Annotated in this window: 9 protein-coding genes and 1 pseudogene; 2 read left to right on the top strand and 8 right to left on the bottom strand. The window is 70.6% G+C overall.

Going from position 1 to position 13,337, the window contains the following annotated elements:
* Positions 1 to 23 precede the first annotated feature (23 nt).
* The 6 genes from ACFYZZ_RS24625 to ACFYZZ_RS24650 form a co-directional block, all read right to left on the bottom strand.
* The gene (locus ACFYZZ_RS24625) at positions 24 to 1,958 is read right to left on the bottom strand and encodes an ArnT family glycosyltransferase (RefSeq protein WP_389179679.1); all 1,935 of its coding nucleotides are present in this window, start codon (positions 1,956 to 1,958) and stop codon (positions 24 to 26) included.
* 56 nt (positions 1,959 to 2,014) lie between these two features.
* Positions 2,015 to 3,100: an NlpC/P60 family protein gene (locus tag ACFYZZ_RS24630; RefSeq protein ID WP_389179681.1), complete on the bottom strand. Its 1,086-nt coding sequence runs from the start codon at positions 3,098 to 3,100 to the stop codon at positions 2,015 to 2,017.
* A 53-nt stretch (positions 3,101 to 3,153) separates the two neighbouring features.
* Positions 3,154 to 3,636, bottom strand: coding sequence for a poly-gamma-glutamate biosynthesis protein PgsC/CapC (locus tag ACFYZZ_RS24635; RefSeq protein WP_067004711.1), 483 nt, complete (start codon positions 3,634 to 3,636; stop codon positions 3,154 to 3,156).
* Positions 3,633 to 5,096 carry a poly-gamma-glutamate synthase PgsB gene (pgsB, locus tag ACFYZZ_RS24640; protein ID WP_389179685.1) on the bottom strand — a complete coding sequence of 488 codons (1,464 nt, stop codon included), beginning with the start codon at positions 5,094 to 5,096 and terminating at the stop codon, positions 3,633 to 3,635. The genes ACFYZZ_RS24635 and pgsB overlap by 4 nt, the downstream gene beginning before the upstream one ends.
* A 15-nt stretch (positions 5,097 to 5,111) precedes the next feature.
* Positions 5,112 to 7,361 (bottom strand): HAMP domain-containing protein, encoded by a 2,250-nt coding sequence (locus ACFYZZ_RS24645; protein WP_389179688.1) that lies wholly within the window; start codon positions 7,359 to 7,361, stop codon positions 5,112 to 5,114.
* A gap of 223 nt (positions 7,362 to 7,584) precedes the next feature.
* A complete protein-coding gene (locus ACFYZZ_RS24650) occupies positions 7,585 to 8,901 on the bottom strand; it encodes an alpha/beta hydrolase family protein (RefSeq protein WP_389179691.1) in 1,317 nt (438 codons plus the stop codon).
* A gap of 387 nt (positions 8,902 to 9,288) precedes the next feature.
* Here ACFYZZ_RS24650 and ACFYZZ_RS24655 point away from each other — a divergent pair.
* Positions 9,289 to 9,576, top strand: a pseudogene (locus ACFYZZ_RS24655) (site-specific integrase); the annotation flags it as partial.
* Positions 9,577 to 9,770: 194 nt separating this feature from the next.
* Here the strand turns inward: ACFYZZ_RS24655 and ACFYZZ_RS24660 are convergent.
* A complete protein-coding gene (locus tag ACFYZZ_RS24660; protein WP_389179694.1) occupies positions 9,771 to 10,628 on the bottom strand; it encodes a response regulator transcription factor in 858 nt (285 codons plus the stop codon).
* Positions 10,629 to 10,892: 264 nt separating this feature from the next.
* Here ACFYZZ_RS24660 and ACFYZZ_RS24665 point away from each other — a divergent pair, with 264 nt between their 5' ends.
* Positions 10,893 to 11,429, top strand: coding sequence for a DUF6817 domain-containing protein (locus ACFYZZ_RS24665; protein WP_389179696.1), 537 nt, complete (start codon positions 10,893 to 10,895; stop codon positions 11,427 to 11,429).
* A 62-nt stretch (positions 11,430 to 11,491) separates the two neighbouring features.
* Here the strand turns inward: ACFYZZ_RS24665 and asnB are convergent, their stop codons facing one another.
* The gene (gene asnB, locus ACFYZZ_RS24670; RefSeq protein ID WP_389179699.1) at positions 11,492 to 13,330 is read right to left on the bottom strand and encodes an asparagine synthase (glutamine-hydrolyzing); all 1,839 of its coding nucleotides are present in this window, start codon (positions 13,328 to 13,330) and stop codon (positions 11,492 to 11,494) included.
* Positions 13,331 to 13,337: the final 7 nt, after the last annotated feature.

Genomic DNA, 13,337 nt, shown 5'->3' on the forward strand with positions numbered 1-13,337 from the left:
TCCCTGGGTTCGGGGGCGTCGCCTCACCCCTGGGGATTGCAGTCGTAGAGGGTGAAGCTGCCGTCGGTGCGGACGCCGTAGGCGGTGGGCCGGATGCGGGTGCAGTGGGACTTCGCCCAGGTGGTGGCGGGAGTGGTGGGGCGCTGGGTGGTGAGCAGCGCATAGCGCAACTGGTGGGCGGTGACGAGGCTGCCGAGCTGCTGGGCGGTCGGGAAGGGAGTGCTGCCGGTGAAGCCGCCCATGACGAGGACGGGCTCGGACTTCGCGCGCAGTAGGGGCTCGGCGGTGTAGGCGGCCTGGGTGGCAAGCAGGTACTTCTCGCCGTGGCGGTGCGTGGTGAGGTAGTCGAGCAGGGCGGTGTCGCGGGTGCTGGGCCGGTCAAGCCCTCCCCTCCGCGGAGCGTGACGGTGATGCTCGTGGTACGACTTGCCGACCGGACCGGCCATCGGCGAGGTGGCGGCGCCCGCGTAGAGCGGGTTGAGGCTGGAGACGGCCCAGCCGGCCGGTACGACCAGAGTGGCCGCGATCCCGGCGGCGAGGGCGGCGTGGATCTTGCGCGGGGAGGTGCGCGGCCCGCGGCTCCACAGGCCCACCACGCCGCACAGCGCGAGCATCACAGCGACCGGCAGCAGCCAGGAGACGAATCGGGTCGGCCAGTCGAGCACCAGCGCCCACGCCGCCGTCAGCGCGATCGCCGCCGGCAGCGCCAGGTGTCGTCGGCTGGCCGCCTCGTACTCCGCCGCCGGCTCCGGCCCGTACTTCGCCTCGTACTCCCAGCGGAAGAGCGCGAGGCCGCCGCCGGCCAGAGCGGCGAGCGCCGGGGCGATGACGGCCGTGTAGTAGGCGTGGTTGCCGTTGGAGACGCTGAACACCAGCGCGTGCACGGCCAGCCAGCCACCCCACAGCAGAAATCCCGCGCGCGGCAGGTCGGTTCGCGGTCGGCCGGCGCGCCGGCGGACGCCCAGGACCGCGGCGAGCACGGCGAGCGGCAGCAACCAGGCGACCTGCGGGCCGACCGTGTCGTTGATCAGCATGTCCCAGCCGGTGTTGCCGGTGGTGCGACTGGCGGCGGTGCCCGCGACGGCGCCGAACGCGGTGGGATCGCTGCTGAAGCGGCTCAGGCCGTTGTAACCGAAGACCAGGGCGAACGGATTGTTGTCGGACGTTCCGTCGAGGTACGGGCGGTCGGCGGCCGGTGTCGCCCAGGCGATGAACATCCAGGAGCAGGAGACCGCCAGCGCGACCGCCCCGCCCACCAGGACGCGCACAGCCCGGTGCAACGGCCTGCCGGGTGCGACGAGTTGGTACACGGCGGCGAAGACCGGCAGCACCAGCCACGCCTGCAGCATCTTCGCCTGGAAGGCGAGCCCGACCCAGATCCCGCAGGTGATCAGCGGCAGCAGCCGCTCGGTGCGCACCGCCTTCTGCAGTGCTCCGGCGGCCGCCACCAGGAGCAGAGTGAGCGCGGTGTCCGGGATCGTGGCACGGTTGAGCGCCACGGTGACCGGGGTGAGGGTGAGCGCCAGCGCGGCGATCAGCGCGGCGAACGGACCGGCCCAGGCCCGTACGATCCGGTGCAACAGCCATACGGTGAGCACGCCCTCGACGACCTGTGGAAGCGCGGCCGCCCAGGTGTGCGGGCCAAAAAGCCAGACGGAGACGGCGTCGGGCCAGAAGGCGCCGGGCAGCTTGTCGATGCTGATCGAACCGGCGGCGTCGAGCCCGCCGAAGAAGAACGCACGCCAGCTGCCGGCCATCGAGCGTATCGCCGCACCGTAGAAGGGGTGGAGCGCGGCCTGCCCGATGCCCCAGGAGTACAGCACCGTGGCGACGGCCAGCACCGCGGCGAGCGCCGGGCGCTCCCAGCGCGGGGCGTCCTCCGGCCGGCCGGAGCGGCGGTTCGCCGCCCGACGGCCTTGCTGCGCTCCGGTGGGCTGGGCGGCGGGGATGGCGGTCATGGCAGTGGTCCTCGGATCAGCAGGTCAGGTGAAGCGGCGGTGCACACGCGGCGGAGTCACAGGCGGCGGGCCGCCCGGAAGCCGCGGGCGTAGAAGTCGGTGCCGTCCAGCAGCGCGTGGCCCGACAGGTCGCCCATGGTCGGGCCGTTGGCGGCGGAGCGGCTGGAGTAGAAGCGGTGGCGGCCCTGGTCGTCGAGGCCCATGTAGATGCCGACGTGGTCGATGAAGTCCGGCCGGTCCTTGATGATGGCGAAGAAGACCAGATCGCCGGGTTGCAGGGCGTCCAGGTCCGTGGCCTGCTGCTTGCCGGTGTGAGGGATCACCATGCGGCCGGGACCGTATGCGGCGATGGCGAAGGCGCGGCGCGGCAGACCGGTGCCCGCGGTGTTGGTGTTGTGCATGGGGATGCCCATGCGGTAGCCCCACACCAGACGCTGGAAGCCGGAGCAGTCGACGTCGCCGTAGCGGGCCTTCTCCGGCTGCACGCGGGTGCCGTCCGGGAAGTCCCAGGGAACACCCAGATAGTCGTAGAAGTCGGACTGCTCGTCGTAGTAAGCGAAGTCCAGCGGGTTTTTGACCGCGGCGTTCCGCGGGCCGAAGTGCGCGGTGCCCGCGTAGCGCACGCCGTCGGCGTTGTGCTTGTCGGACGCCCCGGCGCTGCTGTACTGGAACGCCACGGCGAAGACGTCCGGGCTGCTGTCGTCGAGCGCCTTGCGGAACCAGCTCTTGAACCAGGCGGACTTCTCCATGCCCCGCTGCCACGCGTGCGGCAGCACCCGCACCCAGGCGTCCGTGGTCACCTTGGCCTCGGTGGTCCGCGGCTCGCTGAAGCTGCGGGTGGGTCCGGTGAGTACGGCCGTGCGGGCGCCGTCGGTGAAAGTGGCGAGCGTGCCGCCGTCGCCGGCACGGACCACGGTGCGGTCGGGGGCGGACAGCCGCTCGAAGGTGTGGGCCCCGGTGGACCGGGCGCTCGCGCCGGAGCCCGTGCCGCCGGCGGCCGTACCGCCGCCGTCGTCGCTGCCGTGTCCGAGGCGGTCCCAGGCGTACCCGCCCGCCACCCCGGCGGCCGCCACGCCCGCGATCGTCCGGAACACGGCGCGGCGAGTCGGGCGGCTTCGCCTGCCGACGGGTTCGGAGTGCATGGCCGGTCCTCCTGGAACTGTGAGGTGAGAGGGTGGTGAGCTGGGTCAGCTGGTCAGCCGGTGGGCAGGGCCCCGGTCAACAGGCCGGCGACCAGCACCACGTACGTGGCCAGGGTCACCGCCGTGGTCGAGATGACCGTGGCCGCCAGCGGCTGGCGGGCCATCTGGTAGGAGACCAGGCCGGGGACGATGAAGCCAAGGGTCTGTGACGTGTACAGCAGCGGAAACTCGTGGCTGAGGGCGAGCATCACGGTGGTCTGCATCAGCACCGCGCACAGCACGACAGCGGCGAACAGCCGCTTGCCGTAGAGGATCACCGTGCGCTGCACCAGCTTCATCATGAAGTACGTGCCCGCCGCTACGGCGACCATCAGCCCGGCCATCCGCACGTCGGTGACGAGCGTGAGGGCGATCCAGCCCGGGGTGATCATCCCCCCGGGGGAGAGGTTGGTGGTCAGATAGCAGACCAGCGAGAAGACCAGCCCGAGGGCGATCCCGAGCGCGGCGGTCTGTGCGTTGAGATTGGCGGGGATCACGGGTTCCTCGTGAACTGGTGCGGATCGTAGGAGTGTTGCGGGTCGTCCGCGGGGCTCTGGTCATCGGGCGGGCGCTGGCGGTCGGCGAACCGGCGGGCGAGTTCGCGCTGCTCCGGGATGCGGAAGGCGTACGTCGGTGTCTCCAGCGGTGCCACCCAGCTGTACGGCTCCGGCTCGGGCGGCCGGGCCACCGAGACCCGCGGCCGGGGTATGGCGATCTGCATCGTCTCCTGGTCCAGGCCGTCGCCGTCGGGAACGGCGTCGAACGGGTCCTCGGAGTCGTCCAGCGGCAGCTCGGCGAGGCACTCCAGGAACAGCTCGCCCTGGCCGTGGATGTTGCCGATCGCCACCAGCGAGGAGTCCGGGCCGAGTTCCGCGAGGATCGCCGCGGTCACTTCCTCGGGGTCCCGGCGGTCGCCGCCGAGATCCACCACCCGGCCGGTGAAGCCGTCCGGAATCGCGTCGCGGGCGCTCTTGGTCGGGTGGCCGATCAGGAACACCGTCTCGGCGGCGAGGTCGGGGACGATCGTGCCCATCTGGCCGTTGCGCTCCACCCGGTCCGGGCGGCAGTTGATGACCACGCCGATCGGCCGTCTGATCGCGCCCAGGTCCTCCAGCTGCTTGACGTTCATCAGCGTCGACTCGGGGTCGTTGGCCGCGAAGACGTTGGCGAACCGCAGCCGCTTGCCCTCAGGGGTGACATAGCGCTCCACGGACAGCACGCCCGGGTCGGGCGGCGCGTCCCACATGCCCTGCATCGCGGTCTGCCGCTCCACGCCGAGCAGTTCGGCGACGGCGAGCGCGATCGCCACGTTCTCCTTGAAGGTGAACCAGCTGAAGCCGCGCAGTTCGGCGTCGGTCACCGACTCCGGATCGACCGCGATCAGCTGACAGTTCCGCTTGTCGGCCTCCTCCTGGAGGATGTGCAGCCGGTCCTTCTCCGCCGTCACACACACCCCGCCCACCGGCATGGAGCGGGAGAGCGAGCGGGCGACGTCGTCCAGCGTCGGCCCCATCTCCTCCAGATGGTCCTCGCGGACGTTGCACAGCACGCCGATCGTGGAGCGGATCAGCTTCTCCTGATTGATCTCCTGCAGCGCGGGCATCACCGCCATGCACTCGATCACCAGCGCGTCCGGCCGGTAGGTTGCCGCCCGCCGTACGATGCCGATCTGTTCGACGATGTTGGAGATGCCGAACTTGCGGTACACCGGCTCCTCGGTGGCGTCCGGATGGATGAACCGGGCCGCGGTGCCGGTGGTCTTGGACACCGTGACCAGGCCGCCGCCGCGCAGCGCGCCCGCGCACAGCCGGGTGATCGAACTCTTGCCGCGGATGCCGTTGACCAGCACCCGCGTCGGTATCTGCTCCAGCGAGGCGAAGTGCCGCCGCTGCTCCAGGATTCCGGCGATCCACAGAGCGGCGCAGCACAGCAGGACGATGACATAGAGGAAGAGCACGCCGATTCCGTCCTTCTACCGCTGGAGGGTGTTCTCACGCAGGGACCGCGAGGGTCCGGCGGCGTGGCCGGATCTGGCCGCCCGGTCGCGTTCCGCCAGGGCCTGGCGCACCAGCTCCAGGCTGCGGGTGACCGAGCCGATCTCGTCGTGGTTGACCGGATGCAGCACGGTGCGGCGGTCTCCGCCGGCGAGCCGTTCGACGAGCACGGCGACCGCGCGCAGCGGCCGGATCACCACGACATGCAGCCACCCCAGGCAGGCCGCGCCCACGGCGAGGCCCAGGATGCCGGCGAGCATGGTGTACTGCTCGGCCTGCACCGCGGGGATCTGGAGCGCTGCCGCGGGCTCCGCGGTCACCACGTGCCAGCCGAGACGGGCCGTCGGGCCGCTCTGCGCCAGCGGCGCAGCGGAGTCGACCGATGGACCGGAGGACGTGTTGTGCACCGCCGAGGTCGCGGTGCCCGTGGTCCCCGGGGCGCCCTGGGTGGCGCGGGCGAGACGGGTCAGGCCGGAGTCGGGCAGCGACTGGAAGGCGCGGTAGCCCACGCTCGCCGCCAGCACCCTGTCGTCGCGGTCCGTCACCCAGACGCTGCCCAGCTTCGGCCTGGGCAGAATGGAGTTGAGCGCCTGCACGTCGATCTCGCCGAACAGGACCATCCCGGCCGCCGGGGCCTTGCCCTTGCCGGCCCGGACCTGCGCGTAGGCGGCGATCGCCGGTATCCGGCCCGAGGTGTTGACGGTGGTGATCCCGCCGTCGTGGGGCACGTGGACGAGGGTCCGAAGCGGTGTGCCGCCCACCCTCAGCGTGATGGCTCCCGAGCGGTCCAGAAGATACAGCGACCGGTACTGCTTGTGGTCGGCGAGGGACTTCCGCAGAACCTCGGTCTGGGCGGCCCGGCTCCTGCCCGGCAGACTCGCGGCCGCCTCGCTCAGGTCGGTGTACGACCGGCCGAGGGACTGCCGGACTCGGTTCGTCGCGATCTCGGTGCGCGCCTGCTGGTCGGCGAGGACCGGAGCCGGAACCGCGGTCGCGATGTCCGCCCGGTTCAGCACGAAGATCATCGGCATCGACCAGCAGGCCACCACCACCACGCCGACCACGGCCAGCGCCCGGTAGCCCGGTCCGCGCCGGGCCGGGAACTCCTGCGGGCCGCTCTCGCCGAGCAGTTGCCCGCGCAGTGAGTCCAAGGCCCGCCCGATCCGGGCCAGTTCCCCGAAGCCATGTACCGGAACCGGCCGGGACAGCTCCGCCGACGCGGCCGTCCCGTCCCCGGTCGCGCCCCGGGCCAGACGGCCGGCGGACAGGTACAGCCGCAGCAGCGGCTGCTGCACGGAGAAGTACAGCGCCATCCCGAGCAGCAGCGCGACCACGGCCAGCGCTCCGGCCGCCTCGAGCGCGAAGCCCGAGTAGTCGGCGGCGGTGTTCGTGGCGGGCACCGCGCGGGAGGTGAGCACCACCAGACCGAGGTCGTCGGTTTCGCCCGGACCGGTCGCCGAGGCGACCTGGGCCCAGCCGGCCACGGTGCGCCGGCTGCCGGTGGCGGCGCCCAGCAGGCTTCCCGAGGCGTCGGTGTCACTCCCCGACCCGTGCGCCGCGCGGGCCGCCGCCGCGGACAGACCGCTGCCGGCGGCGGCCGGCGACGCCGTGCCGTGGACTGTGGTGGCGAGCACCGTGCCGCTCGCGTCCAGCAGTTCGGCGGTGCGCCCGTCGCCGTACGTCGTGAGGGCGGGGAGCGCCTCGGAGACCACCAGCAGCCACTGCCGCTCGGTCCGGCTCGGGGCCTGGTACTGGTCCTGGTTGGCGTCCTGCTGTGCGGGCAGCGTGACCTTGGCGAAGTACAGCAGTTGCCGCGTGCCGCCCGAGGTCATCAGCCGGGGCGGGATCGCGCCGTGCCCGGACGTCAGCCTGGCGGCGTCCACTCCGGCCAGGGGCACCGGCCTGCCCCCGGCCGCCAGCAGTTTGCCGGTGTGCGCGTCGAGCAGCACACGGCCGAGGACCGGCTTCCTGGCAGAGGTGAGCGCCTTGAGCGCGGTCGCGGGGGTCGATGTGCTCGTCGCCGGGTACGCGGCGGCCGTACGGCGTATCGTGCTTGCCTCGACGTCGATCGGGGTGCGCACCGACAGCGCGGTGTCCGCGGCGATCTGCTGCTCACCGTTCAGCACAGCCTGCGGCACCCGCTCGGCGTGGATGCCGTCGAGACCGATCACGGTCAGGGCGGCGACCACCAGCAGGAGTACGACGAGTGAGGCGATCGGCGGGCGCACCCCGCCAAGCATCGGCATATCGGCGCGGCGGCGGATGCGGTGTCGGCGCGGCGCCCGGGGTGCGGTGGGCAGGGCAGCAGTTCCTCTCTCAACTGGCGCCGAGCGCCCGAACGTTCCATCAGTCGAACACTTTAGCTAGGCGTATGCGGGGCCGCCCTCGGCACGCCGAAGAACGGTCCCCGCAAACAGGTCCCGGCCTCCAGATGTCCGGTCAGCTGTCCGGTCAGCGGACGAAGGAGATTTCCGGGTAGTTCCTGTCGGGCCCGTCGAGCAGGGTGCGGTGCCGGTGGCGCAGCTCCTGGTCGAAGAAGGCGGCGAGGTAGACGCGCTGGACCTGGATCGCGCGGTTCGGATCGATCGTGCCGAACTGCTGCTGGAGCTGGGCCTGGGAGAGCCCGAGCAGGCCCGCCTCCTGCGGCACCATCCACTCGTTGTCGCTGAACGACAGGTGCGCCGCGCCATGGAGCTGGATGTCGACCCGGTATCCCTTCAGGTGCGACCACAGCGTCCGCCACGACCGGTCGTTGTTGCGGTTGTGGGTGCCGGAGCTGAAGAGCATGAAGGGGCGGTCCAGGTCCTTGCTCGGCGCCGTCCCGAAGAACTGGCCGTCCAGGTCGGCACCGGCGGCGATACGGTGGTCGAGCTGCATGGCGGTGTCGACCGCCCCGCCGCCCAGCGACCAGCCGAACATCCCGATGCGGGACATGTCCACGGACTTCGACAGCCCGGTGGGGAGCGTGGGGTGGCCGGGGTCCGGGTTGCCACCTCTGCTGATCGTGCCGAGCTGGTTGATGACGAAGCGGATGTCGGCCGCGCGCACCTTGAGGGTGTCGGAGGAGTGGGTGCCCGGCGCCATGGTGTTGACCTCGAGCCGGTTCCTGGGGAACTGCACCTCGTTGGCGTCGTGGGTGTGGTCGACGGTGACGACGAGGTAGCCGCGGCTGGCGAGATCCTGGGCGAGCGCCGTGCCCATCGCGCGGTCCGAGTGCAGCCCGGTCGAGTACAGCAGGACGGGCAGCTTGCCGAGCCTGGTGTCCACCGGGGCGAGGACATGGCCCGCGGTCCTCGGCAGGGTCACCTGCTGCGGCGTCAGTCCGCGCGAGGCGAGGAAGTGGGCGCCGGAGATCGACGGCATCCACGGCGCCTGATAGTGCCCGGACGTGTCGGTGGCCGGGTACCAGAGCGACACCATCACCTCGCGCGGCTTGTCGCCGGGCACGTACGGGTCGGTACGGGACTTGTCGACGAGGTGCAGACCGACCATGCCCACGGAGTGGCGCCCGGTCGGTGCGGGCATGTTGAGCTGGAGACCGGACGGAGCCGTGCGGCCGGACGTGAGGGCGTCGGGATGTACGGCCGTGTGGTGCAGCGGCGCCTCGTCGTTCTCGGGCGCCCAGGGCGTGTTGTGGTCGGGCTGGTCGGGCGAGAACCCGGTGGCCGCAGGCTTGTTGGACATCTTCCCGGCGGCCATCGCCGGCGTCATCCCCGCACCCAGAGCGACGGCCAGCGCACCCGCCGTACCGACCGCTCTGGCGATCACTCTGCGACGGTGGCGCGGGCGGCGGTGTTTCATGGAACCCCCTTGTTGGTCAGCGATCGCGGAACAGGCGATCGAATGCCGCACACCGTACCGCTGCGGCGGCCGATGGGCTGCGCGGAGATCCATGCCGCCGGCAGCGCCTCCCAGCCGTTTTGCGAACGCGACTTCACAAGCGCCCCAGCGAACAGTGGTGCACTGACACATACGCGTCTCGCCGAGTTTCTGCTCAGTGAGGAGCAGTTGCTCTCCCAGTGCAACGGCTGGCTGGTCCATACCGGACACTCATGTCCTCCGCGTGCCCGGTCATTCGAGCGCGGCCGGGCGAATGGCATCGGAAGAGCTGGGGGTCTTGCGGACCCGCCCCGGACGGCGCTCGACCTGTCCATCCGCCGCTCGACCTTCGGGCGGAAGTGGCGCAAGGCGCGCGCCAAGGTCGGCATGCCGCAGAACTTCCGTTTCTACGATCTCCGGCACACCGGCAACACCCTCGCCGCCGACACCGGCGCCAAGCTGAAGGACCTCATGGTCCGCGCGGGCCAGTCCTCCGAGCGGGCCCAGCTGATCTACCAGCACTCGACGACGAAGCACCAGCGCAAGCTGGCCCAGGGCATCGACGCCGATGTGCGGCAACAGCTTCGCGATTCAGCCGCCGAGCAGGGAGCCATGGAGGCGTGAGGCAACGAGCCGCTTCGGCTTGACCCGCACATCCTCGATCTTCGCCGGAACCACCTCCGCCCTGAACAAGGCAGTTATCCCACGTGAGTTCAGCATTTCTCCGTCGGTGGTGCGGCGCTCGGCCGACAGGCCCATGACCTGCTGATGCTCCGGCGCCAGCACCCCGGCCGACGGCCTCTTCCGTCCGAGACCCGCTACCGGCCGACCTCTCCGAGTTCCGCACTGCGGTCGAGGCTGCTGACCAGCGCGGCGACCTGGGCTCGGGAACAGACCCCGAGCTTGTTGAACATCCTGGCCAGGTGGGACTCGATCGTCTTGGGGCTGAGGCACAGGCAACGGGCGATCTGCTGGTTGGTACGCCCCGCGTTCACCAGTTCGGCGATCTGCCGTTCGCGGACGGTGAGCAGGGTGAATGGCGTGTGCTCGGCCATCGGCACAACGGGCTGCCGGGCGACGGGCTGCTGCGCCGACTCGGGCCGAGGGGTGGTACATCGATCCCCTTCCCCCACCTGGGGAAGCATCCGCTCACGAGCATCCCGCGGCACAGCGGCCGGAGCCCTGCGGAAGGCAGCCGGGCTGTTTATGTCCCGTAGTGCGGCGAGCGTCCGCTGCGGAGAGGACATCTGCCCGGACCGGCCGACCGCCAGACCCTGCTCGTTCAACTTGAGCAGGATCGTCGCCAAGGCGCGCTGCCCCGACCCGCGCACGGCTGCGCGTGACCGGAAGTCCAGCAGCAGCCCGGGATCCAGGTCGGGATCGTCCCAGCGTCGCCCCAAGGCGTAGGTCCACGACAACCGGTCCGCGACGGCGACTGCCGCTTGCGGGTCGGTCAGGCTTTCCCTCACTTGGAATATCGATATCAAAGCCAGCGAGCCGAGGGTCCACCGCTGTGACGCCTGCATGCCGAGCAGCGCCAGTTCGTCGGCTGAAAGTACGACCTGGAGCCGGTCCCGGACTAGCACCGGAAACGGTTTTAGTTTACGTTTGTACTTAACCTGAACAATGCGGGCCACCTCCGTCGATGGACATGGCCATTGCATCACCAAAGACACTCCATCTCCCCCGTTCCGCGACCGTGACGGAGTAGCTGGCCGCGCATCTCGGCATCCTTGCAGACGCAAGTTCCCCCTTCAACCCAATGGCCGCTCCACTCGACGACTAACCAGTCGCCACCCGGCCTGTCAACCCCCCATCCCTGGGGGGTTTTCCCGTATCGCGCGGCTGGACGGCCGCGGGTTAACGTTCCCGGCATGCCAGGCCGGCAGAAACACCCGTACCAGGCGCCGGCGAACTGGGGGAGTCTCCTTGGAGGGGAAATGAGCAAAGCTTCGGTCGAACTTCTCGAAAGCGTCGGAGCCGGGGACATCAAGCATCCTGGGGGAACCCTTCTTTCCCATCTGCTGCGGGTTGAAGGAAAACTCGCGGAATGGGGCGCCCGAGAAGACGTCCGTGAAGCGGGTCTGACGCACGCGCTCTTCGCTCCGGACGGTTCCCCCGATCCCATGTATTCCATGCTCGACTTGTCCGAGCGGCCCCGAGTCGCGAAGGTCATCGGCGAAGCCGCCGAAGGGCTCGTGTACCTCTACGGCGCGATGGACCGTAAGTACACCTACCCGCACCTGACCGACGAGAAGGACCACTGGCGCGACCGGTTCACCGGTGAGCTGCGGACACTGACCGAGCAGGAAATCCGGGACCTGATGGAAATCAGCGTGGCGAACGAATGCGATATCGCCAGCCACAACCCGGTGTTCCACGCGAAGTACGGGCCAGAGTTCCTCGAACTCTTCACCCGTATGCGTGCGACCCTCAGCGAGGACGCCTGGGGCGAGGTCCAGCGCGTCCTGGGATGATCCCCCGGGCAGCGAGGCCGCCCCGTGGACTGCCACGGGGCGACCTCGCTGTCTGTCCGGGTTCAGGACAGCCGGAGGCGGTGCTCCCGCATCCAGGCGTCCGTCTCAAGCAGTGGAATCAGCAGATGCCCGGTGCCCGCGTGCGTCATGGTGCGGCCCCCGTGCCCAGTCATCTCCAACACCCTGCCTCGGTCGAGGAGTTCGGTGAGCGGCGACGAGGGATCGTCCAGCAGCGCCGTCACCGCTGCGCGCGTGCGGGCCTCCCATGCCCGGCCGTGCACCGCCGGGTAGGCGGACTTGGGGCGGGACAGCACCGCCTCCGGCAGCAGATCCGCCGCCGCCATCCGCAGCAGACTCTTCTCCCGGCCGTCGGCGGTCTTCATCGCCCAGGGCGTGTTCCACACGTACTCGACGAGCCGATGGTCGCAGAAAGGCACCCGGACCTCGAGCCCCACCGCCATGCTCATGCGGTCCTTGCGGTCGAGGAGCATCGCGAGCGGCCCCTGCAGACTGAGGAAGAGCACTTCCCGCATACGCGCCTCGAGGCCGTCCTCTCCCGCCAGCCGGGGAACCGCGGCGCGCAGCGTGGCGTAGCGATCGGCCTCCAGTTCGGCGGGCCGGATTTCCTTGCGTATCGCGGGAGTCAGGCAGTCCGAAAGGCGTGGGGCGTCACCCAGCCACGGAAAAGTGTCGCGCCACACTGTGCCCGTGTCGTGGAACCAGGGATAGCCGCCGAAGACCTCGTCGGCCGCTTCTCCTGAGAGGGCGACCGTGGAATGTTCGCGCATCGCCGCGAACATCGTGTACATCGAGGTGTCGAACGGCCCGAGCCCCGGTAGGTCCCGCGCCCTGCGCGTGGGCAGCAGAGCCGATTCCAACTGGGCGGCCTCCAGGACGACTTCGTGGTGCTCGGCACCGATGTGCGCCGCCGCGAGGGCCGCGTACGGGGCATCGCGCTCGGGCCGCAGCAGCGTCGGCCGGAAGTCCTCCTCCTCTCCCGCGAACCGGACGGAGTAGGTGGCGAGCGTCCCCTCGCCGGTCCGGTCCAGACCGCGTGCGGCCAGTGCCGCCAGGGCGCTGGAGTCGAGTCCGCCGGAGAGCATGGCCGCCCGGGGCACGTCGGCGACCAGCTGCCGCTCGACGACATCCTCCAGTAACTCGCGCACGTGCCCCACCGTGGCGCCGAGGCCATGGGGGTGCTCCCGGCTCACGAGACGCCAGTACGGGTACGCGTGACAGCCACGCCGGTCGACGCGTACGACGTGTCCGGGCTTGACCTCGTGCAGGCCGCGCAACGGGGTCTCGCCCGGCAGCGCCAGTCGCGGATTGAACAGGATCGGCAGCGCCTCGACGGAGAGGGTCGCCGCGAAGTCGGGATGGGCCAGCACACCCTTCGGCTCGGAGGCGAACAGCACTCCGTGGGGACGGGGGGCGAAGTAGAGCGGCTTGACACCCAGCCGGTCCCTGGCGAGCACCAGCTCCTCCCGCGCCGCGTCCCACACAGCGAACGCGAACATGCCGTTCAGCCGCTCGACGCAGCCGGCCCCCCATTCCTGATAGGCGCGCAGCAGCACCTCGGTGTCGGACCGGGTCGTGAACGCGTGGCCGAGACCGGAGAGCTGGAAGCGCAGCTCACGGAAGTTGTAGATCTCCCCCGCGTAGACCAGGACCACGGGCGGCCCGCCGGGCCCGGCCGGGCCGGCCATCGGCTGCGCGCCGCCCGCGACGTCGATCACCGCGAGCCGGCGGTGCCCCAGGGCCGCGTACGGGCCCAGCCAGGTGCCGCGGGAGTCGGGGCCGCGGTCGGCCATGGTGTCGGTCATGGCATCGAGCACGCGCTGGGCGTCGAACGCGTCGCGCCGGTGTCCGGCGAAGTCCAGCCATCCCACGAAACCGCACATCCGGGTC

This window comes from Streptomyces sp. NPDC001816, from assembly GCF_042892235.1.
Lineage (GTDB): Bacteria > Actinomycetota > Actinomycetes > Streptomycetales > Streptomycetaceae > Streptomyces.